Origin of the sequence: Taibaiella sp. KBW10 (genome assembly GCF_003852495.1) — a bacterium.
Classification (GTDB): Bacteria; Bacteroidota; Bacteroidia; order Chitinophagales; family Chitinophagaceae; genus Edaphocola.
In genome coordinates, this window is sequence record NZ_QAJI01000005.1 from 530,709 (window position 1) to 555,883 (window position 25,175).

General features: G+C 42.5%; 21 protein-coding genes. 7 read left to right on the forward strand and 14 right to left on the reverse strand.

Annotated elements, in window-relative coordinates:
* Window positions 1–323, reverse strand: a 323-nt coding sequence (locus DBR32_RS15585; RefSeq protein ID WP_158605992.1) for a hypothetical protein, incomplete at its 3' end; no start/stop codon positions are given.
* A gap of 145 nt (window positions 324–468) precedes the next feature.
* On the opposite strand from DBR32_RS15585, the gene DBR32_RS12745 reads away from it, so the two are divergent.
* Genes DBR32_RS12745 through DBR32_RS12755 form a run of 3 tightly spaced genes read left to right on the forward strand, consistent with a single transcriptional unit; the run spans window position 469 to window position 4,093 of the window.
* Window positions 469–2,022 carry a hypothetical protein gene (locus tag DBR32_RS12745; protein WP_124636717.1) on the forward strand — a complete coding sequence of 518 codons (1,554 nt, stop codon included), beginning with the start codon at window positions 469–471 and terminating at the stop codon, window positions 2,020–2,022.
* Window positions 2,022–3,356 carry a sensor histidine kinase gene (locus tag DBR32_RS12750; protein WP_124636718.1) on the forward strand — a complete coding sequence of 445 codons (1,335 nt, stop codon included), beginning with the start codon at window positions 2,022–2,024 and terminating at the stop codon, window positions 3,354–3,356. The genes DBR32_RS12745 and DBR32_RS12750 overlap by 1 nt, the downstream gene beginning before the upstream one ends.
* Window positions 3,353–4,093, forward strand: a complete 741-nt coding sequence (locus tag DBR32_RS12755; RefSeq protein WP_124636719.1) for a LytTR family DNA-binding domain-containing protein — start codon at window positions 3,353–3,355, stop codon at window positions 4,091–4,093. Before DBR32_RS12750 ends, DBR32_RS12755 begins: the two co-directional genes overlap by 4 nt.
* Before the next feature lie 183 nt (window positions 4,094–4,276).
* Here the strand turns inward: DBR32_RS12755 and ftsZ are convergent, their stop codons facing one another.
* Genes ftsZ through mraZ form a run of 13 tightly spaced genes read right to left on the reverse strand, consistent with a single transcriptional unit; the run spans window position 4,277 to window position 20,227 of the window.
* Window positions 4,277–5,944: a cell division protein FtsZ gene (gene ftsZ / locus DBR32_RS12760; protein WP_124636720.1), complete on the reverse strand. Its 1,668-nt coding sequence runs from the start codon at window positions 5,942–5,944 to the stop codon at window positions 4,277–4,279.
* A gap of 54 nt (window positions 5,945–5,998) precedes the next feature.
* Complete coding sequence (gene ftsA / locus DBR32_RS12765) at window positions 5,999–7,468, reverse strand: cell division protein FtsA (protein ID WP_124636721.1); 1,470 nt, start codon at window positions 7,466–7,468, stop codon at window positions 5,999–6,001.
* A gap of 30 nt (window positions 7,469–7,498) precedes the next feature.
* Window positions 7,499–8,584 carry an FtsQ-type POTRA domain-containing protein gene (locus tag DBR32_RS12770; protein ID WP_124636722.1) on the reverse strand — a complete coding sequence of 362 codons (1,086 nt, stop codon included), beginning with the start codon at window positions 8,582–8,584 and terminating at the stop codon, window positions 7,499–7,501.
* Between the two features lie 25 nt (window positions 8,585–8,609).
* Window positions 8,610–9,968 carry a UDP-N-acetylmuramate--L-alanine ligase gene (gene murC / locus DBR32_RS12775; protein ID WP_124636723.1) on the reverse strand — a complete coding sequence of 453 codons (1,359 nt, stop codon included), beginning with the start codon at window positions 9,966–9,968 and terminating at the stop codon, window positions 8,610–8,612.
* A 4-nt stretch (window positions 9,969–9,972) separates the two neighbouring features.
* A complete protein-coding gene (murG, locus tag DBR32_RS12780) occupies window positions 9,973–11,070 on the reverse strand; it encodes an undecaprenyldiphospho-muramoylpentapeptide beta-N-acetylglucosaminyltransferase (protein WP_124636724.1) in 1,098 nt (365 codons plus the stop codon).
* On the reverse strand, window positions 11,071–12,276 hold the full coding sequence (locus DBR32_RS12785; protein WP_124636725.1) for an FtsW/RodA/SpoVE family cell cycle protein: 1,206 nt from the start codon (window positions 12,274–12,276) through the stop codon (window positions 11,071–11,073).
* Between the two features lie 18 nt (window positions 12,277–12,294).
* Window positions 12,295–13,641, reverse strand: a complete 1,347-nt coding sequence (gene murD, locus DBR32_RS12790; RefSeq protein WP_124636726.1) for a UDP-N-acetylmuramoyl-L-alanine--D-glutamate ligase — start codon at window positions 13,639–13,641, stop codon at window positions 12,295–12,297.
* 7 nt (window positions 13,642–13,648) lie between these two features.
* Window positions 13,649–14,932 carry a phospho-N-acetylmuramoyl-pentapeptide-transferase gene (gene mraY / locus DBR32_RS12795; protein ID WP_124636727.1) on the reverse strand — a complete coding sequence of 428 codons (1,284 nt, stop codon included), beginning with the start codon at window positions 14,930–14,932 and terminating at the stop codon, window positions 13,649–13,651.
* A gap of 9 nt (window positions 14,933–14,941) precedes the next feature.
* A complete protein-coding gene (locus DBR32_RS12800; protein WP_124636728.1) occupies window positions 14,942–16,405 on the reverse strand; it encodes a UDP-N-acetylmuramoyl-L-alanyl-D-glutamate--2,6-diaminopimelate ligase in 1,464 nt (487 codons plus the stop codon).
* A gap of 1 nt (window position 16,406) precedes the next feature.
* On the reverse strand, window positions 16,407–18,521 hold the full coding sequence (locus tag DBR32_RS12805) for a penicillin-binding protein (protein ID WP_124636729.1): 2,115 nt from the start codon (window positions 18,519–18,521) through the stop codon (window positions 16,407–16,409).
* An 11-nt stretch (window positions 18,522–18,532) separates the two neighbouring features.
* Window positions 18,533–18,868 (reverse strand): FtsL-like putative cell division protein, encoded by a 336-nt coding sequence (locus DBR32_RS12810; RefSeq protein WP_124636730.1) that lies wholly within the window; start codon window positions 18,866–18,868, stop codon window positions 18,533–18,535.
* A 4-nt stretch (window positions 18,869–18,872) separates the two neighbouring features.
* Window positions 18,873–19,781, reverse strand: coding sequence for a 16S rRNA (cytosine(1402)-N(4))-methyltransferase RsmH (rsmH, locus tag DBR32_RS12815; protein WP_124636731.1), 909 nt, complete (start codon window positions 19,779–19,781; stop codon window positions 18,873–18,875).
* Window positions 19,782–19,786: 5 nt separating this feature from the next.
* Complete coding sequence (mraZ, locus tag DBR32_RS12820) at window positions 19,787–20,227, reverse strand: division/cell wall cluster transcriptional repressor MraZ (RefSeq protein WP_124636732.1); 441 nt, start codon at window positions 20,225–20,227, stop codon at window positions 19,787–19,789.
* Between the two features lie 297 nt (window positions 20,228–20,524).
* Between mraZ and DBR32_RS12825 the strand changes: the two genes are divergently transcribed.
* From DBR32_RS12825 to DBR32_RS12840, 4 genes are all read left to right on the forward strand, one after another.
* Window positions 20,525–20,917, forward strand: a complete 393-nt coding sequence (locus DBR32_RS12825; protein WP_124636733.1) for a group III truncated hemoglobin — start codon at window positions 20,525–20,527, stop codon at window positions 20,915–20,917.
* Window positions 20,918–20,932: 15 nt separating this feature from the next.
* Window positions 20,933–21,637, forward strand: a complete 705-nt coding sequence (locus DBR32_RS12830) for a ComF family protein (protein ID WP_124636734.1) — start codon at window positions 20,933–20,935, stop codon at window positions 21,635–21,637.
* Window positions 21,638–21,683: 46 nt separating this feature from the next.
* Window positions 21,684–23,159 carry a histidine ammonia-lyase gene (gene hutH / locus DBR32_RS12835; RefSeq protein ID WP_124636735.1) on the forward strand — a complete coding sequence of 492 codons (1,476 nt, stop codon included), beginning with the start codon at window positions 21,684–21,686 and terminating at the stop codon, window positions 23,157–23,159.
* Between the two features lie 201 nt (window positions 23,160–23,360).
* On the forward strand, window positions 23,361–25,172 hold the full coding sequence (locus DBR32_RS12840) for a glycosyltransferase family 39 protein (RefSeq protein ID WP_124636736.1): 1,812 nt from the start codon (window positions 23,361–23,363) through the stop codon (window positions 25,170–25,172).
* Window positions 25,173–25,175 lie beyond the last annotated feature (3 nt).

The window sequence follows — 25,175 nt, forward strand, 5'->3', positions numbered from 1 at the left end:
TTGGTAACGGCCGCGTCCAAAGTGCTGCTTACTTCAAAAATAAGGTCGATAGTGCTATAGGGTGACGCTGTCTTGATATAGTAATATTGTACCCCACCTGTACTGGTAACCTTAGGCAGGTTGGCCGTATTGAAAGAGACAGGGCCACCTGCATTTTGGCCAATCGTGTCGAAAGCTTTGACGATCACGCTGCTATCATGCCATTGATTTACCGGGATCAGAATCTCTGCGAATCCGCCGTGAGCACGCTGAAAGCAGATGTTACTCTGCGCTGAAGCAATATGGCTAAGGACTAAAAAGAGGAAAAATAAAATAGATTTCATAAAAAATAGTTTTTGGTTCGTACAAAAGTCTAAGGTTATTTCCTAATTAAATGAGTATTTTTAATGAAATGATATTTTTTTTTAATGAAATGATATCTTTATATAAAATATTAATATTTATTTCATTTTATATAGTTACAGATACATGAAGAACTATTTTAAGTCTTTTTTTTCTCTTTTATTTGGGCTGTGTTCTGTTGTCCTTGTCTATCCGCAACTTCATTTGAAACCGCAACCTGTTTATATACAGTATAATTCTTTTAACAGTAGTCTCCCTGCCGATATGGTCTATAAAATTATTCCGGATCCATATGGTTATGTCTGGCTGGCCACAGAAAAGGGCCTGGTGCGCTATAACGGCAAAGAGTTTACTTTGGTCGCTACCGGCCGGTTTGAAGATGTAATATCTATTTATAAAACAAATGCAAATATCCTGTGGTTATTTGCCTATACTGGTCATACCAGAGGATTAAACCTTAATAATCATCAAATTATCAATACAGACAGCTTGTATGGGCTGGATAAACTCAAGCTATCGGGCAAGCCCTTCCTTGTGGCAATGCAATGGGGAACAAATCTCTTATTGCGACGCCAGTCAATGAAAAATGGCGTCTGTATAGAGCTCGATAATCGCATAAGTTATTTTTCATCTGATCTTGCCACGCAAATAGCGACACATTATCATTTGCCTCAAAAGGTGAAATCGGAAATGGATACTATTTTAAAAAATAGTAATACCGGGATTTACGTAAATAATGATTACCTAATCATCGGCAATAAAATTTTCGGCATCGCCGGGGGGAATGCGCATGCTAAATTGATATTTGACGGAAATGATTATCATATACATGAATACATCCAAGCTGCAGTGCGCCTGGGCACTGATTTATACCTGGCGGGGATTAAGCATTTAGGCCTGACCAAGATCAACGGCTTTTTTAGTGTACCCAAAAGCCAGCAGGTAATTGAGAATATCCTTCCGAACGAGCAGATCACCGATCTCCGCAAGGACTATTTGAATAACCTTTGGGTAAGTTCTTATTATAACGGTATTTTCTTTTTTCCTTTTTCGGAAGCAGGAACCTTGCATTATAATAAAGCGACCAGTGGGCTTTATAGTGATGAGGTCTCTATGTTGAAGCAATACGCGGGTCATGGTACTGTAATTGGCTATAATGCATGTGCCGATTTTATTTCGGGCGGCAAACACAAGCGATTTTTATTGCCGGTTAGTGAGCATTTGCCAAGGCTGCTATCGGCCGAAAAAATGGCCCACAACTGGATCCTGCTCACAAGGTTGGAGGCATTCCGGGCACATTTACCCGGTAGTACTCGCTTTATACCTGCGTCGGTTGAGCCTTTATTACCTGCAGAGCGGGGCATCGCAAGAGGTTATAAAAATGGTGCGTTGCTTCATGATATTTTCTATTATGCCGGTGGCAACGGGGTGCTTACTATTGATCGTTTAGCGAAGATGCACAGATATAATCCGGCCTATGCCTTAAGCGAAAATAAAAATACATGTATTCTCCCCTTATCCGAAGCGAAAATGTTTATCGGCACGGTAAGGGGTGGATCTGTCAATGGCATAGCTTTGCCTTATCTATCCGATGATCAATTCTACAGTATACACACATTTGATAGTCTGATTGTGTTTTGTACAAACACAGGCGTGTACACGATAAAGGAAAAAAGGTAATGGATAAGTCATTCCTGAAAAGAATGGCGACGGGTGCAACTTACGACATCAAACAGGATGGCTTATATTTTTACCTGAGAAACAATCAGGAAGAAATTGTAATTATCGACAAGAAGAAATTAAAACCTGTTAAGGTGATTGCATGCAAAAAATATGTTATCCCATTTAGAGTGAACGATTTTCAGGTTGATGAAAAATACATAACAGTGGCGGGCACTAAAGGAATATTTTGTTTACCAAAAACAAGTCTTTCCTCTATTCCTGATCGGTTGGCGCCGATTGTCCATATTCTTTCCTCTCTGTATGGATTTTCTCCGGGGAATACTGTATTTGAATGTGCCTACGATAAACATTTTTCCGCTTCGTTTGAATTGGATATAATGGATTATCGGGATGATACAAAAATGATTATGTACAGGGTAATAAAAGACGAAAAAGAAATGTACCGCCGCACCGGCGTCAGCGAAAATACGCAGATGAACTTCCAGCCGGTTGGCCCCGGTAAGTACAGAATTGAATTTCATATTGATTTTGATGATCTGCAAAGGGCCAGGCAAGTTGTATCCTTTACCATAATCATAAAGCCGCTTTGGTACCAGCAACTTTGGTTTATCCCGATGCTCATCCTTCTGGGTGCTAGCATCGTGTTTTATTGCGCCATTAAAATAACTAACGATCAGTCTGTCCAAAAGCGGAAGAAACTGCAACAGCAACTCTATATATACGATCTGGAAGCTAGAAGCCTACAGGGGCAATTGAAATCTCATTTCATTTTTAATCTATTAATACCGCTACAGCGCTATTTTCTGAAAGGAAGTAAAATGGAAGGCTTGATTTATCTAGACAGCTTTTCGGCGCTTATGCGTGGTATTTTGACCGGTATGAGAGATCGGTATGCATCGCTCCAGGCTGAATTGGATTTTGTAAAACATTATCTCAATGTGCAGCAAAAAAGGTTTAGTAATAGTTTTTCCTACAGGATCAATGTTGCGGCCAACATTGTACCTTCTGAGCACATAATACCTACGCTGCTGATACAACCCCTGCTGGAAAATGCTATAGAACACGGAATAGATAAAGCGCATAATGATGGTATGATAACGATCAGCATTATGCAATGGGGACATACGCTGTGTCTCACTGTTACCGATAATGGAAAAGGACTGCCAGACAATTTTGAATTAGTCGATAACCATGCACTTAAAATTATTGAGGAGCGAATAACACTTTTGAAAAAGAAGACAAATACAGGCGGCTTTAGTATATCGAATAATATGCCTCCCTTGACGGGGGTGTCGGCTGTTTTACACTTACCCCTAAATATAGGTATATGAATATTATTGCGCTTATTGTAGATGACGAACAACCGTCGCGTGAAGCCATTCAGGAACTTTTACAGGAGTTTTGCCCGCAAGTTCGGATTGTCGGCGCAACAGGGAATATTGAAGAAGCAATGCTGATGATCGGCGAGGTCAAACCTGATGTGCTTTTTCTTGATATAAACCTCGGAAAGCGCACTGGCTTCGATTTATTAAATATGCTTGGCCAACAAGCTTTTGATGTGGTCTTTATTACAGCCTATGAAGACTTTGCCTTGAAGGCTTTCGAATACGCTGCAGTGAACTATTTACTAAAACCTGTAAATTATGAGCAACTAATAGAAAGTATACGCCGGATAGAACGAAAAAAGAGTACAAATATTAATAGCATGTCCAAGTTGATCTCGGATGTCTTGCCGAACACCCGTCCATTGCCCGGGATAATTCCCTTATCAGACATGCGCAGGACAGATTTCGTTCAAGTGGATACCATTGTGTATCTGGAGGCAAAAGGCGCTTATACAGTGTTATATTTAAATAATGGCGAGAAACATGTTAAATCGAAGAACCTAAAATTATATGAAGCTTTTTTCAAGTACCATAGCCAGTTTGTCAGGGTTCACAAATCTTACATTGTCAATAAGAATTACATTAAGGCTTATAAAAAAGATACGGCTGAATTGGTTTGCGCTAATGGGATCCTTATTCCAACTACACTTGCGTACAAAATATTACTCGGGTTAATTATATAACCAACGCATAAAGCAACCCTTAATGCTTTGTTTGTTTACGAAAAGTCTGTGTAGCAATGGGTGGTAATTGGTTTTAATCGGTGCTTCATCTTTACAAATCGGGTATAAATAGCAAGGAATAAGCACCCATAGAAATAGGAGCACATTTGAGCTCCTATTTCTTTCATTTAAAATATTTGTTCCTTAGTCCGGTTTATTACCATCCAGGAAGGTATTGATTGTACTGATATTTCCTCTGCCTTCCTCATTCACATTGTATGAAGATAAAAACGGCTTAGACGATTCGTCAATGGTTTCTTCTGTATTGGTATTACGACGCATATAAGCAGGTACGTTCTCAATTTCATCTGCATTGTTGCCATGAAAATTAAAGCTCATTCTTCTCAGGCGTTCTGCACGTTCTTCCAGGATTCTTTTTTGTTCTTCAAAACGATTGCGTTCTTCGATCTCATCCGGTGTTAAGTAGCGTTCTCCTACTTTCACATTATTATCGGCTGCTGTATTAGAAGCTTGCTGTGGCGCTTGTGGTGCCGGAGCGGGCATAACAGGCATAGGTGCTGCTTCCAGCGTCACCACTTGCTGAGGAGCACTGGCGATAAAGTCTCTTGGCTCTTCTGCTGTTTTAGGCAATTCCAACTCAAACGTATGAGTTACAGGTGCCGCTGCCGCTGCGGGTGCCGGAGCAGGTTGTGGCTGTACCATTTCCTGAATCAGACGCGGAGCCATAGGATCTACAACCGGAGCAGGTGTAGCCGCTACCGGAGCTGGCTCCGGAGTGGCAGGTGCCAGAGGTGTTGTCTCCTGTTGTAAAGACACAATTACTTTTTCTGGTTCGGCTGCAGGTTGTTTTGCTTTGGCAATGGCCGCTAGGTTATCTTTAATTTCATTTTGTTGAAAACCGGTAGCAATAATGGTTACCGCAATATTGTCGCCCAGGCTTGGGTCATGGCCCATACCTAAAATGATATCACAGTTATTGCCTGCCTGGTCTTGTACATAGCCCTGGATGATGTCCAGTTCATCTAAAGTGTGTTCGTTTTCTCCCTGAGAAGAGGTTACGTTCAACAAAATCCATTTAGCACCGGAGATATCATCATCGTTCAATAACGGAGAGTTTAACGCTTCGGTAACCGCAGTATAGGCGCGGCTTTCACCATTGGCGACAGCACTACCTAAGATCGCGACACCACCACTTTTCATCACCGTTTGCACATCATTAAAATCCAGGTTTACGCGGCCATCTACGGTAATCAGATCCGTGATACATTTTGCCGCAGTAGCTAAGATATTATCAGCTTTGGCAAAGGCCTGAGTAAACGGAAGGTTACCAAATTGCTGACGCAATTTATCATTCGAGATGATCAGGATCGTATCAACATGCTCTCTCATCGAAGCAATCCCGTTTTGCGCCTGGTTTAAACGCTTGCGGCCCTCATATGTAAAAGGTGTGGTTACGATACCAACCGTAAGAATACCTAAGTCTCTGCAGGTTTTGGCAATAACCGGAGCACCACCGGTACCCGTACCACCGCCCATACCGGCCGTGATAAAGGCCATACGGGTATTTACACTCAGTATTTTTGATATTTCGTCAATGGATTCTTCTCCTGCTTGTTTTCCTATCTCCGGATTGGCACCCGCACCCAAACCCTGGGTTAAGTGTGGTCCTAATTGGATTTTGTTAGGAATCGGACTTTGTGCTAAAGCTTGTGAATCGGTATTACAAACTATAAAATCTACGCCTTCTATTCCAAGATTATACATGGAGTTTACCGCATTTCCGCCACCGCCACCTACACCAATTACTTTGATGATGGATGATTGATTTTTTGGAATTTCAAAATGTATCATAATAGATTTTTTTAATTATGGGTTAATTAAATAAAGTTCTGTGTTTATATATGTTTAATTTAATTGCTGATCTTCATTTTCGCTGAACAATTCTTTGATACTGTTTTTTAAGGTACCAAAGATAGAGGCCACCCTTTGCGATACTTTTACGCCCGGGTTTTCCTTTGTTGCTTTCGGCTCTTCAATAAAGTCATCTTCAAAAGCCATATCAGCCGCTTCAGGAGCTGCAGTCGTTGGGCTTACTTTTGGAGGAGCAACAGATTCTGTATTGTTCAATGTTGGTCTTGCCGGTTCAGGCGTATTCACCTTAGCCACTTCATTTGGTTTGATCACATGCGTGGTCATATTATTTTTCTCCAGATCCAGATAGCCTTTCAGGATCAAACCGATACAGGTTGAGTACATCGGATTGTTCAGCACTTCATCATAGCCGCCCGATAAATGCTCCGTAGGGAAACCAATACGGGTATTTAAGCCGGTCTTGAATTCCGTCAATTGTTTTAAATGCTTCAGGCTGCTGCCACCACCGGTCAGGATAATACCGCCATGCAGTTTCTTATCCAGGTCATGTTGTTTCAGGTGATACACTACATATTCCAGAATCTCTTCCATTCTTGCCTGAATAATGTTAGACAAGGTTTTGGTCGAAAGGTTTCTTGCCGGCAAGCCTTTAAGACCAGGAATGGCGATATACTGATTGCTGTTCGCTTCATCTGCAATGGCCGTACCGAATTGTACTTTCAGTTGTTCTGCCTGTGCTTTTAAAACACCCAGGCCATTCTTGATATCATTAGTAATATTAGTTCCTGCAAATGGAATAACAGCAGTATGTTGTAAAATGCCATCTACAAATACAGCCATATCCGTTGTGCCACCACCGATATCCACGATCGCTACACCCGCTTCCAGGTCATCATCGGCCAATACTGCAGAAGCAGAGGCCAAAGGTTGCAAGACCAGGTCTCTGGTCGATAAACCCGCGCTGTCTACACAACGCTGTATATTTTTGATCGCCGTTTTATCACCGGTAATGATATGGAAATTGGCACCGAATTTAGTTCCATTCATACCCACTACAGAGCGCTCAGATACATTATTAATATTATCTACAGAGAACTCTGTGGGAATAATGTCGATAATCTCATCACCGGCAGGAATATGCGTCTTGCGCTGATCACTCATCAGCATTTCGATCTCTTCCTTGGTAATGATCTGCTCCGAAGAGGTCCTTACCCTGTCGCCACGGGAAGGAATGCTCTTAATATGTTGCCCTGCAATGCCTACATATACATTGTGTATATCCAGGTTAGGATTGTTTTCATGCAGGTTGTCGATGGCTTTCTTAATCGATGTGATACACTGATCCAGATTCAGCACGACGCCATGGCTCACACCATTAGACTCGGCTCTTCCAAACCCGATGATTTCGATTTTCCCAAATTCGTTTTTTCTTCCGGCGATGGCTACAACCTTGGTGGTACCAATGTCCAGGCCTACAATTATGGGGTTGTCATTCTTATTCATATCACAAAGATTTTAAAAATTATGCTATACTTATTTTTTAGTTGTTGTTTTATTTTTCCCGTTCGTGTACTGGTATTTCGGTTGCGCATCTGCAGCCTTTTTTACCGGCTTCGGGTCTTCTTTTTTTGTGCTTGCTTTTGGCTTAGGCTCAGGTTTTTTTACCGTTACCGGTGCTTCTGGCTTCTTCTTGTTTACTTCTTTTGGTGCTGCTGTTTTTGCAGTAACTACAGCAGGCTTAGCGGCTGCCGGGGTTTCATTGTCCTCTTGAACTGCTATAGTCGCAGCGGCCTGTTTTTGCAACACCACGATGTTGGTATCTTTAGGTGGTGTCCATCCGATAGAGGGGCTCGCTACTACCTGGTCTTTAAAACGTACATCCAAAGTCTGGTACTTATTCCATCCGATCTTATTGGAAACCTCCCGGTAAAAGGAATATAAATTATTCAGCTTACTATGCGCATTGGTTGTGTCTCCGAACAGAATTTTTTGTTTTCCGATGGTCGTATAAAAATTAAACCGTCCGTCATTCGACACTTCCACCTGCGTAACCTGATCATTCCAAAAGGTATCAGCCTTCAGGATGTAACTCAGGTACACCATTTTTCTTTTCAAATCATTATAAAGACTATCATTAACCGGTTTGATCACATTGGTAAACACTGCTACCGGGTAGGCATAGCGCTCACTTAAAGGCATTTCAAAACCTGCCGTGTCCATATAAAAACTCTGCCCTTGTGCGGTGAATACGCGCGCTACGGGTAAGCGTTGGGTCACCTCAATGTTTAGTTTATTATTATTGTCTACATATACTTCGGCTTTTTTTACCCATGGGTTTGTCTCCGCAAGTTTTTCAATATTGTTGAGATCCAGTGTCGCAATACTTTTATTCAGGATATCAATATGATTATTGGTCACAAATAACTGCTCCACATCTTTAGCCAATAAGAAATTCTCTTCTTCACCCTGGTTCTTCAAGGTGACTTTGACACCCAGGATTTTGCCTTCGGATTGCTTTTTCGTAGCAGCAAATAATATGAACGAAAAAGCCCCTAACAATAGCGTCGCTGCTATGAATCGTTTGACTTTTCTGTATGATATTTTTTTACCTGCTGACATTATATTGAATTCAAATACGGTTCTACTATTTTGCTGCTAATATTTCCCCGATTGGCGCGACCAGTTTGTCTATATCACCCGCACCGGCAGTAATAAATAAGTCTAAGGGTGCATTCGTTACATAAGATAATAAACCTTCTTTAGACAAGATCGTTACATTCGGATTGCCCATTTTGTTTTTGATCATTTGTGCATCTACTCCCTCAATCGGTAATTCTCTTGCCGGATAAATGTCTAACAGGATCACCTCATCTGCCATATCCAGGGCATGCGCAAATTCTGCTGCGAAATCACGGGTACGGCTGTACAAATGCGGTTGGAAGGCGATGACGATCCTGCGTTTCGAGAATAAAGTCTTTGCACTTTTGATCAGTGCGGCTAATTCTTCCGGATGATGCGCATAGTCGTCTATGTACACCACCTTTTCATTCTTCACAATATATTCAAAGCGGCGTTTTACGCCTTTAAAATTGGCGACTGCAGCTTTGATGTCGTCATCTTCAATTTCCAATTGCTTGGCTACCGTAATGGCCGCAATACAATTTTCTACATTGTGCATACCCCCTATGTCCAGGTGTATGCCTGTGATGAAAATGCCTTTTCCTTTCACGTCGAAAATATAGCCACCATTTTTGATTTGAATATTATCGGCATAGGCATCTGCACCCGTATTTTGTAAACTATAGCTTTTCTTATGCGCTCCTTTTAATAAATTCCCGTTTTTTAATCCGTGTTTTTTAATCAGGATACCATCGGGTTTTATATTTTCCGTGTATTGTATATAGGCTTCCTGGACGGCCTCTGCAGTGCCATAAATATCCAGGTGGTCGGCATCCATAGCGGTTAGTACCGCTACGTCCGGTTTTAGTTTCAGAAAACTTCTATCATATTCATCCGCCTCAATCACCGCTACCTTATTATCTGAACTCCAGTAATTGGTATTATAATTTACAGAAATGCCACCAAGAAAGGCATTACACCCATAACCACTTTCTCTCAAAATATGGCCGATCATGGTACTCACGGTTGTTTTGCCATGCGTACCGGCTACAGTAATGGAATACATCGCTTCAGTAATCCACTGCAACGCATCAGAGCGTTTGAAGACGGGAACATTATCGCGGCGATAGGCATTTAAAATAACATTATCCTGAGGGATAGCCGGTGTATAAATCACAACGTCTACATCCTTCTTCATCTCACTTTCTGCATCCGTATATGTCACACCGATCTCTTCCTGTACCAGTGTACGGGTCAGGTCCGTTTCTGTTTTATCATAACCATTCACGTCTACACCACGTTGTTTGAAGAAGCGGGCAAGAGCACTCATGCCAATACCGCCAATCCCAACAAAATATACTTTCTTTATCGCCTCTATATTCATGATCTTAGTTTTTTAGGTTCACTATATCGGTTATTATTTGTGCGATGCGTTCATCTGCATTAGCAATTGCTTCCTGCTTGAGGTTACGGTGCATCTGTTGCTGTTGTTCTTCATTCTTCAACAACTGTAACAGGCTGCCGGCCAGCTGCAGCTGTGCTTCGTCATTTTTAATCATGATTGCCGCATCTTTACGCGTCAGCGATAGGGCATTGCTGGTCTGATGATCCTCCGCCGCAAAGGGATAAGGAACAAAAATGACCGGTTTTGCCACTATACAGAGTTCTGCAATAGCCAGTGCACCTGCACGTGAGATCACGATGTCGGCTGCTGCATAGGCCTGCTCCATTTGGCGGATAAAGGCATGTACCTTCACCTGTGGATAGTCGGCTGCTGCTTTTACGGCTTCGGCATAGAAGGGTTCCCCCGTTTGCCATATGATCTGCAACCCTGCGCTGGTTAATAGTTCCAGGTTGGCGGCAATCGCTTCATTAATGGCTTTAGCTCCCAGGCTTCCGCCCACGATCAGGAGCGTTTTCTTATCTTCCCGTAAACCGAAAAAACCGATTCCCTCGCTTCTGCTTATGGTTGATTGGGCAATGACGGCTCTCACCGGATTACCCGTTTTTATGATGCGTTCAGCAGGGAAAAACACCTGCATCTCGTCATAAGCAACACAGATGGCTTTTGCCTGTTTGCCTAATATTTTATTACTCTTTCCTGCAAAAGAGTTTTGTTCCTGTATCAAAGTCGGAATGCCGAGCGACTGTGCGGCATTCAGCATAGGAAAGCTGGCATAGCCACCTACACCAATCACGATATCCGGTTTGAACGTGGCGATAATCTCTTTTGCTTTTTTACGGCTTTTCCAAAGCTTAAAGGGTAAAGACAAATTCTTTAGCCAGTTACTTCTGTTCAAGCCTGCAATATCTAATCCGATGATCTTATATCCGGCCTGAGGCACCTTCTCCATTTCCATCTTCCCCAAAGCACCTACAAACAATACTTCTGTACCGGCATCCATGCGCTGCAAAGCATTAGCTATTGCTACTGCCGGAAATATATGCCCGCCTGTTCCTCCGCCTGCGATAATTGCCTTCATCATTTATGAATTGTTTTGTGCAGCTGCCAGTGCCGCTTTTTCCTGTTCTTCTTTTTCTATTTGTTTCACCAGTTGTTGTTTTCCTTCCATTTCATCTACATACCGGCTCACACTCAAGATAACGCCAACCGCAATCGCGGTAAACACGATAGACGATCCCCCTTTACTGATAAAGGGTAAGGTCTGCCCTGTAACCGGCACTAAATGCACCGCCACTGCCATATTAATCATCGCCTGGAAGACCAGGGTAAAACTGAGCCCGATTGATAGGAAGGCCCCGAATGCATAAGGGCATCGCCTGAAAATATTAATGCTGCGCCATAAGAAAAGCAAATAACAGAACATCACTACACTTGCACCAAAAAGGCCGTACTCCTCAATCACAATGGCAAATACAAAATCGGAATAGGGGTGTGGTAAAAAGTTTTTTGCATAACTGTTTCCCGGGCCTCTTCCTAATATCTTCCCATTGGCAATAGCAATATTCGCCTGGTCGGTCTGATAGGTATCATCTGCATCGGCGTTTTTACCCATAAACACTTCGATCCGTTTTTGCCAGGTACCGCCACGTCCCTTACCGGTTAGTTTTGATATTGCAAAAATGCATAGTACTAAACCGATACCGGCCACAATCAGCAACAGAATATGTTTCATAGGTATGCGACCGATAAAGAACATAAAGCAACAGGTAGCCCCTAAAAGCAGTGCTGTAGAAAGGTTTGCCGGAGCAATAAGCCCACAGATCACCAAGACCGGGAACAATACCGGAAAGAATCCTTTCCAGAAATCGCCGATTACTTTTTGTTTTAAACTCAGCTGACGGGCCAAAAAGGTAAAAATGGCCAGTTTGGCTAAGTCTGAGGTCTGTATGGTAACGCCCACAAAGGGGATACTGATCCAACGAGACCCGCTATTCAACTCGGTACCGAAAAATAAGGTGTATAAGAGCAGGGGTATACTGGCTAAAAACAAGTACACCGACCACTTCATAAACCGGGTATATTTTATTTTATGGAAAATATATACCGTACCTAAACCCAGGATCAAATAAAAAATCTGTGAGATTAAGAAACGGAATGGCGTAGAATTGTGCTCCAGTGCCAACCTGTCTGTGGTACTGTATATCAAAAGCAGACTGAACAATGATAGAATCACTACCACTGACCAAATTACTTTGTCTCCTTTTATATTTTGCAACAATTTTTTCATGCCTTCTCTTTTGTCTTTTTACAAGCTTTTTACTGCCTCTTTAAATTGTGTTCCTCTGTCTTCGTAGTTTTTAAATAAATCGAAGCTCGCACAGCCTGGGGATAGTAATACCACATCTCCTTTATCGGCCAGGGCATAACAGGCGTTTACAGCATCTTTTGCACTGGCGGTATCCACAATCTGTGATACGACACCATCAAACGCTTTATGAATAGGACTATTGTCGATACCCATACATACGATTGCTTTTACTTTCTCCTGCACCAGTTCCATGATCTCGTTATAGTTATTGCCTTTATCTTGTCCACCTAAGATCAGTACCACCGGTTTGTTCATGCTTTCCAGCGCAAACCATACAGAATTCAGATTGGTTCCTTTACTATCGTTGATAAAATCTACGCCACGTACGGTCGCTACATATTCCAAGCGGTGCTCTAAACCGTCGAAGGTTTCAAAACAATCTCTGATCTTCTCTTTACGAATACCTGCCGCTCTTGCAGAAATGCCTGCTGCCATAGAATTGAATTGATTGTGTTTGCCTTTTAATGCCAGATCATGCACAGTTGTTTTCATATCATCACCATCCCATTTTATGTGCATTTCGTCATTGTTCATATATGCTCCGTCTTGATTATTATGTAGCTGATCGCTCATTGTGATATATATTGTTCGTGGGTTAATAGTATGTTGTTCTAAATATTGTTGTGTTGCTTCGTCTTCCTGGTTCAGTATAATAAGGTCTTCGTTGGTCTGGTTGTCGGCAATCTTAAATTTCGCTGCGGCGTATTTGTCAAAACTATATTCGTATCGATCCAAGTGATCGGGTGTGATATTCAATATCAGGGCAATGTCCGGTCGAAACGTTTTGATATCGTCCAGCTGGAAACTGCTGATCTCGGCCACATACCATTCTGCAGGTGCTTCTGCAATTTGTTTGGCAAAGCTGTATCCGATATTCCCGACCAGAGCGACATGCATTCCGTTTTGTTTCAGGATATGATAGATTAAGCTGGTTGTGGTACTTTTCCCGTTACTACCCGTTATGGCAATGATCTTACTGTCTCCTTTATAGCGATAGGCCCATTCTATTTCACTGATCAATTCTATTCCTTTGGCTCTGATCTCTTTTATAATACCTGCTTTTTCCGGTATGCCCGGACTTTTGATGATCAGATCGGCATTTAAAATCTGTTCTTTGCTGTGTCCTTGCTCTTCAAAGGCAATATCATGTGCTTTGAGTTCTGCTTTATACTGTTCTTTTATCGCGCCGAAATCAGAGACAAAAACATCAAATCCTTCCTTCTTTGCCAATATTGCGGCTCCATTGCCACTTTCTCCTGCACCTAATACAACGATTCTTTCCATTTGCTCTTTATTGTAATTTCATAGAAACAATACTCAATACAGCCAGTATAAGCCCGATGATCCAAAAGCGGGTTACGATCTTTGTTTCATGGTAGCCTAGTTTCTGGTAATGGTGGTGTAAGGGTGCCATTTTGAACAAACGATGTTCCCGGGCATATTCAACACCATTCTTTCTTTTTTGATATTTAAAGTATCCTGTTTGCAGCAATACGGATAAATTTTCTACCAGGAAAATGCCACAGAAAATAGGAATCAGTAATTCTTTCCGGATGATAATCGCCATACAGGCGATAATGCCGCCAAGCGCCAGGCTTCCGGTATCGCCCATGAAAACCTGTGCCGGATACGTATTGTACCATAAAAAACCGATACAAGCACCTACGAATGCCGCCATGAATATGGATAATTCTCCCAAGTTCGGGATATGCATAATGTTCAGGTACTCGGCAAACACATAGTTTCCGGAGAGATAAGCGAAGATACCCACACATACACCGATAATAGCAGAGACCCCTGTGGCCAAACCATCCAGACCGTCGGTCATATTGGCTCCGTTACTCACCGCAGTAATGATAAAGATCACGAAGAGGATATAAATGATCGGCGTTACCCAGTCTACATTCTTCTCTCCGAAAACAGAAGCCATCTTGGCGAAACTGATTTCATGATTTTTATTAAATGGTACGCTGGTTACAGCCGATTGTACTTTTACATACTTCCTTATACGGCCATCGTTTTCCTTTCTGAAGGTTGGCTCTCCAATAATTTTTTCTGCACTGTTATATACCGTAGGTTTTCCGTCTACCACTTCACGGGTCGTAACGACGTGGCTGTTGAAGTACATCATAGAGCCTATAATCACCCCCAGTCCGATCTGGCCGACCACTTTGAATTTACCTTTTAAGCCTTCTTTATTCTTCTTAAATACTTTTATATAATCGTCCAGGAAGCCGATAATGCCCAGCCAAATGGTACTGATCAGCATCATCAGGATATATACATTCGTGATGCGTGCGAAAAGCAGGGTCGGGATCAGGATACCCGCGATGATGATGATACCACCCATAGTAGGCGTACCTTTCTTTGACGTTTGTCCTTCTAAGCCCAGCTCTCTGATCGTCTCTCCAATTTGTTTTTTCTGCAAATATTTGATCACTTTCTTACCATAGATCATCGTAATGACTAATGATAAGATGATGGCCATAGAAGCACGAAAGGTAATGAACTGAAAGACGCCTGCGCCGCTCATTCCGAATACTTTTCTAAGGTATATAAATAAGTCGTAAAGCATTTCCTGATATTATTTGTCTAATAAGTTGAACATTTCTAATAACACTTCTTTATCGTCGAAATGCTGGCGTACGCCTTTTATTTCCTGATAGGTTTCGTGCCCTTTACCCGCAATTAAAATAACATCGTGTTCCTGTGCCATGCTTACGGCTGTTTTTATCGCTGCCTTACGGTCGCTGATGCGTAAGGCTTTGCGCATTTGTCCGGGTGTTAATCCCGCTTCCATATCGTCCAGGATCGCTTCAGGGTCTTCGCTGCGCGGATTGTCTGAGGTCAGGATCGCTTTATAACTCAAATCACAGGCTACTTTCGCCATCTCCGATCTTTTCGTGGTATCCCGATCACCGCCACATCCGATTACCGTAATAATATTCGCCTGTTGCCCGAACTGTTTGATCGTCGACAATACATTTTGTAAGGCATCCGGGGTGTGGGCATAATCCACAATACCCAGAATGTTTTCTTTAGCAGAATGATAGGTCTCAAAACGCCCCGCTGCCCCCTGCATATTGCTTAAAGCCGTTAATACGTCAATTTTATCCTTTCCACACAAGATCGCTGCGCCATATACCGCTAACAGATTGTAGGCATTGAACAATCCCGACATTCTGAAGTGAACATCCTGTCCGTCTACACTCATGATCAGCCCCGTCAGGTTATTTTCAAATACCCGGCCTTTAACATCACATGGGATTCTTAAACCGTATGCCTTTTTTAAGGCTTTTGTATTTTGCAACATTACCATACCGCGTTTATCATCAATATTGGTAAGGGCAAATGCGGTTTTAGGTAAATGGTCAAAGAATTGTTTTTTTACCCTGATATATTCGTCAAACGTCTTGTGATAATCTAAATGATCATGCGTGATATTCGTAAAAATACCGCCCTGGAAATGCGTGCCGCCAATACGGTGCTGGTGTATGGCATGAGAACTTACTTCCATAAAGGCATAGCTACAGCCCTGATCAGCCATTTGGCGGAATAAAGCCTGTAGACTGATCGCATCTGGTGTCGTATGCGTAGCAGGTGCAACTACCGCCCCTATTTTATTTTCTACAGTCGAGACCAGCCCGGAGGTCTCGCCCAACTCGTTGAATAATTTGTATAATAAAGTGGCTACCGTTGTTTTGCCATTGGTTCCGGTCACACCGATTACCTTCAGCTTTTTGGTTGGATGATCGTAAAAGGCTGCTGCCATAATACCGACCACCGCCGAAACATCAGCTACCTGTATATACGTTACTTCAGGTGAAAGGCTATCCGGTAACTGGCTGCAAACAATCGCAACCGCACCGGCTTCGATTACCGCAGGGATATATTGATGCCCGTCGGTAAGCGTGCCTTTCTGTGCAAAGAAGAGGGCGCCCGGCTTTGCCTTGCGGGAATCAATGATCAGTTCATTGACCGCAATGTCGGTATGCCCTTGTATCGAAATAACCGATACCTCTTGTATGAGTTCTTTTAACCGTTTCACCTTAACTTAATTGTATTGATATAGTTTGTCCTTTCTTAAAAGCATTGCCTGCCGGTATCGACTGGCTGTTTACGCTTCCCGCGCCACTGATATGTACTTTCAATCCTGCATTTTCTAATAGATACAGCGCTTCTTTTACACCCATTCCGATCACATCAGGCACAATGTCTGATTTTACTTCTTTGGCTGCGATCTTCAGCCGGTTTTGTGCATCGTTCTGTAAAGAGGCCAGCATCGCATTACTGTTTTCTTGATAAGGGCCATAGCCCAGTATTTTCAGGAGATAGAACAATTGTTGCGAAGGTGCCGCCTTGGCTACTAATAGCTTGTCTTTACCTAAAGAATCCGTATCTACTTTCCAGCCACCGATCTTAGTGGTATATAATTTGTCTGCAATAGCTTTGAACACCGGAACACCCAGTGCCGCGCCATAATAAACACCATGTGGTTTTGACCGTACTACCACCGCTATGGTATATTTAGGTTTGTCGGCAGGAAAATATCCTACGAAAGAACCTTGTTTTACCCCATCGGCATAACTGTAAAATACATCCCCGATCTTATCGGCCACCTGTGCCGTACCCGTTTTGCCTGCTGCAGTATAGAAAGGCGATTGTGCCGCTTTGGCGGTACCTTCTCTTACCACGGCACGGGTTACCTGTTGCAATTGTTTTATAGTTGATTCTTTACCTATTTTTTCAATCAGTACTTTCGGCTCTATTTGTCTCACCACGCGGCCATCCTGCTTGATGGCACTCACTAAGTAAGGTTGCATCATCTTGCCGTTATTGGCTACCGCATTGTACACCATACAGGTATGCAGAGGTGTAATCATACTTTCATAACCATAAGCAATCCAGGGCAAAGAGGTTACCGTATTCCAGCTCTTGCTTTTTGTTGTTTTAATCACCGGCGTGCGTTCGCCTGCCAGGTCTATTTGTGTTTTCTTATCTAATCCGAGAAATTGCAAATGCTTGATGTATTTCATCGGATTGTCCTTGTAATACTTATTCACCAGGGTTGCAAAAGCGACATTGGAAGACTGTGCAAAGGCTTTCTCTACTGTGATTGAACCTAGTCCGCCATGATCGTCTCTTACTGTTTGTGTACCGAATCTGGCCTGGCCGCCCATGCAATTGACCAAAGAACCGGCGGTCACATAATCATCTTCCAGCAGGGCGTATAAAGACATTAACTTAAAAACAGAACCCGGTTCAGAGGGTAGCATAGCATAGTTAAAATCTTCCCAGTACTGTCCGTCTTTTTGTCTGCCCAGGTTGGCAATGGCCCTGATCTTACCTGTAGCCACTTCCATAACGATAGCAGTACCTTGCAGGCACTCATACTGCGCCATGATATCGTGTAACGATTGCTCTGTTACTTCCTGTATATCAATATCAATGGTCGATACAATATCTTGTCCTTCTACCGCTTCAATCTCGGAACCTACCAGAGGTACCCATTGTCCGCCTACTTTGTGGATAACGCGGGTACCGGCACGGCCGGCAAGAGCAGTATCGTACGTTTTTTCCAGACCGATGATCTGTGCGTTCTCGCGCCATAAACCAATGGTACGATAGGCTAGCATGCCGTATGGATTCACCCGCTTCATCTGCGCTTCTGGCATAAAGCCGCCTTTATTCTTCGGCTTCCTTAACAGCGGTAGCGAGCGGATTTGCTGATAATCGTAATAAGCTACACCATTCTTTAGGGTCCAGTATTTATTTTTTCTTCTGTAGCCCTCTCTCATTCTCTGCTTTAAGGAGCTGGCTGTTTCCTCCTTCAGGATCTTAGCCAATGCTTCACAAAGCGTATCTACATTGCTGTAAAAAGTATCGTTATTAATTACCGAGAGGTCCATCTTCAAGTCAAACTTGGGAATGGTTGCCGATAAAATCTTTCCTTCTTCCGTATAAATGTTACCGCGGTCAGGGTATAAAGTTTCATTGTCTGAAAAAGACTTATTGGCCTGTGCCCTTAAGCGTTCTCCTTCGTTGATCTGTGTTAGCCCTGCTTTGGTAATAATCGCGGCACCCAATAGTACAATAGCACCAAAAGACAGGTTTACCCGTCTGCTGATGTCCTTTTTTACGCTGGATTTTCTTTGCTGTGCCAATGCTCTACGCTTTACTTTTTTGGTGTTTCTTTTATTTCAAATGCCGGTTTTGATAAGGGGGAAACCCCGATCGCCTCGGCCTGTTCACTGATCTGTCTTTCGGAGGTGTAATAGATCAGGCTTGCCTGAGCATCCTTATACCGCCACCGTACTTCTTTTAATTCCTTCTTTCTTTTTTCGATCTCCCGCGACAAAGACAAGCCTTTGTTGCTGTTAGAAATATACATCACGGCCAAAAGCGCTAAAAATATAAGATAGGGCACATTGAGTACCACCCCTCTGTAAGAGATGTTATCAAAGCGCTCTTTGATGATATTAATTTTATTTTTAGCTTTTTCCTCCGTCATGAGCTTAATTTCCTATATACTCCGCAATGCGTAAGCGTGCGCTTCTGGATCTGTTATTTACGTTTAATTCTGCTTCAGAAGGCAATACATCTTTCATCGCTTTAAAAGGATTTTCAAATGTTTTTCGGCCAAAGGCATCTGTTGTTATTTCGCTCAAAGTGCCGTTCTTCATCATTTTCTTGACCAACCGGTCTTCCAGAGAGTGGAAGGTGATGATGGCCAGTCGTCCATTCGGTTTCAGGCAATCTTTACTTTGTTCCAAAAACTGGCTTAATACCCCGATTTCATTGTTCACTTCTATTCTCAAGGCTTGGAAAACCTGTGCCAGATAGCGGTTTGGATTCCCTTTAATACAGGGAGCGATGGCATTCTTAAAGCCCTCTATCGTTTGCACGGTACCATTCTTTCTGCTATCCACAATGGTTTTGGCCAATGTTTTTGCATTACGCACCTCACCAAATTCCTCAAATAATTTGTGCAGCTTCGCTTCGCTATATCCTTTGATAATGTCGGTGGCGGTAAAATCCAATCGATCATCCATGCGCATATCCAGAGGTGCATCGAAGCGAATGGAAAATCCCCTTTCGGCAGTGTCAAAATGAAAAGAACTAACGCCCAAATCGGCCAGAATACCATCTACTTTAGGAACATTGTGCAGGCGTAAAAAGCGTTTCATGTACTGGAAATTTTCTTTTACCAGTAGAAAACGCTTATCATCAATCTCATTTTTCCAGGCATCTTTATCATGGTCAAAGGCGATAAGCCGGCCATGCTTGCCCAGCCGTTCCAAAATGGCCCTGCTGTGCCCGCCACCGCCAAAAGTACAGTCGACATACACGCCATTGGGCTTAATGTCCAAGGCGTCTATACTCTCCTGGAGCAATACGGAAATATGATGATAGGCCTGCTCCATGATGTTTAATTAAATAGTTCGTTTGCTAAATCTTCTTCTTCTGATTGCTGATCTGCTATATATTGTTCTTTACGGGCTTTGTCCCAGATCTCTACTTTATTACCCTGTGCCCAAAACACGATCTCCTTATTCAGTCCTGCAAATTCCTGCAGGGGCTTGGGGATCAGTATTCTTCCGGCACTATCTACTTCTACCAGGTTAATGCCATCCAGAAACAAACGTTTGAATTTTTGTACTTTAGGATTGAAGGCACTCATTTCGTCTAATTGCTGACTTAATTTCTCCCATTCACTCAATATATACAAGGTCAGGCAATTATCTAGTCCACGCTTTACCACATAAGTATGTACGTCCGTTTCCGGCAATTGCTTGCGGAAGTCGGCAGGAACGAGCAGTCGTCCTTTTGCGTCCATAGAAACCTTATATTCGCCGTAAACTGAGGCCATTAGGGGTGATTTGTGAATGATGCTACAAAATAACACAAATTCCCACAATTTACCACTATGGAGTTGTTTCTCATTTATCCACAATTTGAATGATTGTATATTGTTGATATTCAGTTAATTAACAATTTTAAATAAAATGTGGAAAAACAGAATGTGGATAAAAATGTGGATAAAATGAGCGGTTTTTGGTTCGTTTGATCCATGAAGTGGTGATTTGTGTCTGAAATGCGCATTTTTATCACTTGCCTATGCTACGCGCCTGATAATTAGGTACCTTTAGGGGCAAAATTTCTGGAGATGAAAAATGATATTGCTTCGATAGCAGATGTACAATTGTTTGTAGATGAATTTTATGCTGCAGTAGGAAGAGATGGCGTGATTGGCCCGATATTTGAAGCCAAACTACAGGGCAACTGGACACCCCATCTGGAAAAGATGTATCGATTTTGGCAAACGATCTTACTGCATGAACATACTTATAGTGGCAGTCCTTTTTTACACCATATCAAATTACCCATTTATAAAGAACATTTCGAGCTTTGGCTACGTTTGTTCCATGCGACCATTGATAAGCATTTTGAAGGAGCGGTTGCAGAAGAAGCAAAGAGCCGGGCTGGTAAGATGGCGGTTATGTTTGAGGCAAAGCTGGATTATTTGAGAAATAATCCGGATACCGTACCTTTAGTGTAAGCAAAGTGTACAAAGATGCGCTCATTTCGGAAATATTTCCTTAATCCCTTACTGGATTTACTCTATCCACAGTATTGTGTGGTCTGTGATACCCTGATTCCGGGTACTTCACAAGTATTGTGTCTGGCCTGTGCCCACAGGCTTCCTTTTACCGGATTGGAACAGATCGCCGATAATGAAACGGATATCAGGCTTTATGGGAAAATACACCACCTGAATGCGGCTCCTTTATTATATTTTATAGAAGAAGGGATGGTGCAGGTCATGATGCATCAGTTAAAATATAAAAACCGGCCCGATATAGGGCATTATCTGGGTACGCTTATTGCAGCACGCTATGCAGAAACAGAATGGTTTCAATCCATAGAAGCAATCGTCCCGGTGCCCTTGCATCCCAAAAAAGAATATCGGCGCGGCTATAACCAGGCACAGTGCATTGCGGAGGGGATTAGTGCCTATAGCCATATTCCTTTATTGCAAAAAGCGGTTGTCCGAAAGATTAATACAGACTCGCAGATCCATAAAAGCAGAGCAGCACGGCTTGTGAATGTAACCGGTGCTTTTGAGGTACACAAAGCACCGCAACTAAAAGGAAAGCATATTCTTTTGGTTGATGATGTCTTTACCACAGGTGCAACGATTGCTTCTTGCGGAAATTGTATCCTACAGGTTGAGGGCACTACTTTGAGTATGGCTACCGCTGCGATGGCGATCCTGTAACTATTTCTTTTTTCAATTATCTTTGCGGGCAAATCGAACAATAATAATGACAACATTACCCCAACATTTAATCATAAAGGAGATACCTCAATATTTAACGACACAGATCAGCTTATCTGAAGAAACATTACAGAAAGTAAGGGCCAACAGGGCTTTTCTGGAAAAAAAGATTGCGAGCGGGCAGACTTATTATGGGATCAATACCGGTTTCGGAAGCTTATGCAATGTGCGTATTGAAGATGATCAGCTGGGTCAGTTGCAACAAAACCTGGTATGTTCTCATGCCACCGGCTTCGGTGATGAGGTGCCGCAGGAAATTGTAAAAATTATGTTGCTGCTCAAGATCATGGGCCTGGGTCAGGGCTTCAGCGGTATTCATGAAGAAACGATACAACGTTTAGTTTTCTTTTATAATCATGATATTCTGCCTGTAGTATACGAACAGGGTTCTTTGGGTGCTTCGGGCGATTTAGCTCCTTTGGCACATCTCAGCCTGACTTTAATCGGGCAAGGTTTGGTTTGGTACAAAGGCCAGAAGCAACAGGCGATCGAGGTTTTGAACGAATTAGGCCTTACGCCGTTGACCTTAAAAGCGAAGGAAGGACTGGCTTTATTGAACGGGACACAATTCATGAGTAGTTATGCAGTACACAGCATGCTCGAAAGTTTGAAACTGCAAGACTGGGCTGATATGATCGCGGCCATGTCGCTGGATGCTTTTGACGGAAAGGTAGAGCCTTTTGCGCATCCGGTACATAGGGTAAGGCCTCATTCCGGCCAGATCAGTACAGCGGCCAATATCCGTAAGATCCTGGAGGGAAGTCCTATGCAGCAAAAAATAAAAACACAGGTACAGGATCCGTATTCCTTCCGTTGTGTACCACAGGTGCATGGCGCAACCAAAGATACTATAGCACATATTTATACCGTTTTTGAGACAGAGATTAATTCGGTTACGGATAATCCGATTGTATTTGAAGAAGAAGACCTGATCATTAGCGGGGGTAACTTCCATGGGCAGCCTTTGGCATTGAACCTGGATTTTATGGCGATTGCCATGGCGGAACTGGCCAGCATTTCTGAGCGCAGAACCTATTTACTGATCAGCGGACAAAGAGGCTTGCCGGCATTTCTGGCACAAGATCCGGGATTGAATAGCGGATTTATGATTGCACAGTATTCGGCTGCAGCGATAGTAAGTCAAAGTAAACAATACTGTACGCCTGCTTCTGTAGATAGTATTGTGAGTAGCAACGGACAGGAAGACCATGTGAGTATGGGTGCCAATGCCGCGACAAAATTGAAAAGAGTTATTGATAATGTGCGTAGGGTATTGGCCGTAGAACTGATGTGTGCCGCACAGGCATTAGATTTCAGAAAGCCCGACAGTTCTTCTGTGCTGGTAGAGAAAACTTATGCTGATTTTAGAAGCGAGGTTCGTTTTTATGATACAGACCGTTTGTTGCATGATGATATGATCAAGGCAGAGGCATTTTTGAAAAATAAAGCAATAAGCCTTTAAGGTAAACGAAGTGCTGATATAGCTAATAGGATAAAGTAGTAGGTAACTATTTTAAGTCCTACAGAAAAACATCAATAATGGAACATTATTTCCTATTATTGATGTTTTTCCTGTACAGTAGGTATAGCATGATCCTATTTGTAAGGAGATTATATTATTACTAAGTAGCGTAACTATTTTTAGACCTCTTATATATTGAAGTTGGAAGGAACAGTATCGAAAGATATACGTCACAATAGTGTTTTTGGAGAGTCGGCTCGTTGGAAGCATTTATTTATCGGCAGTATTATTCTGGTATTTAGCGTTATGACGCTGATGAGTTTTTGGTATGGCATTTCGGGAGATGAGGTTGATATGAATAATTATGGGAAAGCCATTCTTGAATATTATACTTCTTTCGGAGCCGAAAGAAATGCTTTGGGCATGCCGAAAAACCTGGACCGGGATGGTGTGCTTCATTTCTATGGCGGTTTTTTTGATCTGCTTGCTGTATTGGTCAATAAGGTCAGTCCTTTTGAAACATATACCACAAGACATATCCTCAACGCATGGGTTGGTGTGTTGGGCATCTGGTATACCGGTAAAATATGCATCCGGTTTTCGGGTTACCGTACGGCTACGCTGGCAGCCTGGTTAATGTTCCTGGCGCCCTTCTTTTTGGGTCATGCCATGAATAATCCCAAGGATATACCTTTCGCCACGGCTTATATTGCCGGTATCTACTACTTTATCCGTTTTTATGATCGCCTGCCCGGGGTAAAATGGAAGGACTATATAGCCCCGGTTATGGCCCTGGCCATCGCGATAGATATAAGGGTTGCCGGTATTTTGCTGATTCCTTTCATGGGGGTTTATTATGTGCTTAACCAGGTGTTTCATCCGGCCGGTCGAAAAGGTTTGAAGCAAGTAGTGCTGCCCCTTATGGCGATCGCCGTATGTGGCTATTTTGGCGCCAGTCTGTTATGGCCCTATGCTTTGCAAAACCCTTTGTTGCACCCGCTGAAAGCATTATCGGAGCTCTCCAATTTTAAGGTGAGCATCGACCAGATGTATAATGGGCATCGTATTCCCAGCCCGGAGCTACCTGCTTCTTATCTGTTGAAGAATTTTATCATTACAAATACCTATATCCTTTTGGCCGGCATACTCTTATTTTTTGCCTTGATGCCTTTCCGGAAAAGAAATCGGTATACAGCAGGAGTACTATTCCTGATTTTTGTGACCTTCTTCCCGCTTTTCTATATTATCTATAAGCATTCTAATGTTTACCATGCATGGCGGCATGTATTGTTCATCTTTCCGGGAGCGGCAGCACTTAGTGCATTGGGTTTGGGTTATCTTATGGATCTAATAAAAGCTAAGAAAGTACGTGTCTTTGTTTCAATGCTAATCATAGCCGGTTTCTTAGAACCGGCATATTTTATCATTAAAACCTTTCCTGATACAATCACTTATTATAATGGTATGGTCGGAGGTACAAAAGCCGCTTATTACAATTATGAAATGGACTATTACTATAATAGTGTACGGGAAGCGGCAGACTGGTTTATAAAAAATGAACTGCCCAAAATTCCTAAAACGGATACGGTAATTGTGGGGAGCAATGCAGAACATATCCTGTCTGTTTATTTTAAAGATTATCCCAACCTGAGTGTTGAATACGTCCGCTTTCATGAACGTAGTATGCGTAAATGGGATTACGGCATCTTTCACAGGGCCTTAATCCGTGAAAAGGTATTGCAAAGCCAAAGCTGGATGATTGATGGAAAATTGTATGCCGCGACTATTGAAGGATTACCGCTGTGTGTAGTGTTTAAAAGGGTTTCTTATAAAGATATACAGGCATTTGAACTCGTACGGCAAGGAAAGGCGGAGCAGGCATATCCCTATTTTCAAGAATACCGAAACATTGATCCTATGAATGAAATTGTGGATACGGTACTTTCTTCATTTTATACCCCTGCAGGACAACCACAAAAAGAATTAAGGCTCTACGGGAAAGGACAACAGTAAAAC

Bases quoted from the DNA above. Each gene is read 5' to 3' on its own strand.
- DBR32_RS12825 (WP_124636733.1), top strand. From the start codon at position 20,525: ATGAAAAATGATATTGCTTCGATAGCAGATGTACAATTGTTTGTAGAT.
- mraY (WP_124636727.1), bottom strand. From the start codon at position 14,932: ATGCTTTACGACTTATTTATATACCTTAGAAAAGTATTCGGAATGAGC.
- DBR32_RS12745 (WP_124636717.1), top strand. From the start codon at position 469: ATGAAGAACTATTTTAAGTCTTTTTTTTCTCTTTTATTTGGGCTGTGT.
- murC (WP_124636723.1), bottom strand. From the start codon at position 9,968: ATGAATATAGAGGCGATAAAGAAAGTATATTTTGTTGGGATTGGCGGT.
- ftsA (WP_124636721.1), bottom strand. From the start codon at position 7,468: ATGAATAAGAATGACAACCCCATAATTGTAGGCCTGGACATTGGTACC.
- mraZ (WP_124636732.1), bottom strand. From the start codon at position 20,227: ATGGCCTCAGTTTACGGCGAATATAAGGTTTCTATGGACGCAAAAGGA.
- DBR32_RS12770 (WP_124636722.1), bottom strand. From the start codon at position 8,584: ATGTCAGCAGGTAAAAAAATATCATACAGAAAAGTCAAACGATTCATA.
- hutH (WP_124636735.1), top strand. From the start codon at position 21,684: ATGACAACATTACCCCAACATTTAATCATAAAGGAGATACCTCAATAT.
- DBR32_RS12755 (WP_124636719.1), top strand. From the start codon at position 3,353: ATGAATATTATTGCGCTTATTGTAGATGACGAACAACCGTCGCGTGAA.
- ftsZ (WP_124636720.1), bottom strand. From the start codon at position 5,944: ATGATACATTTTGAAATTCCAAAAAATCAATCATCCATCATCAAAGTA.
- DBR32_RS12830 (WP_124636734.1), top strand. From the start codon at position 20,933: ATGCGCTCATTTCGGAAATATTTCCTTAATCCCTTACTGGATTTACTC.
- rsmH (WP_124636731.1), bottom strand. From the start codon at position 19,781: ATGGAGCAGGCCTATCATCATATTTCCGTATTGCTCCAGGAGAGTATA.
- murG (WP_124636724.1), bottom strand. From the start codon at position 11,070: ATGATGAAGGCAATTATCGCAGGCGGAGGAACAGGCGGGCATATATTT.
- DBR32_RS12785 (WP_124636725.1), bottom strand. From the start codon at position 12,276: ATGAAAAAATTGTTGCAAAATATAAAAGGAGACAAAGTAATTTGGTCA.
- DBR32_RS12750 (WP_124636718.1), top strand. From the start codon at position 2,022: ATGGATAAGTCATTCCTGAAAAGAATGGCGACGGGTGCAACTTACGAC.
- DBR32_RS12810 (WP_124636730.1), bottom strand. From the start codon at position 18,868: ATGACGGAGGAAAAAGCTAAAAATAAAATTAATATCATCAAAGAGCGC.
- murD (WP_124636726.1), bottom strand. From the start codon at position 13,641: ATGGAAAGAATCGTTGTATTAGGTGCAGGAGAAAGTGGCAATGGAGCC.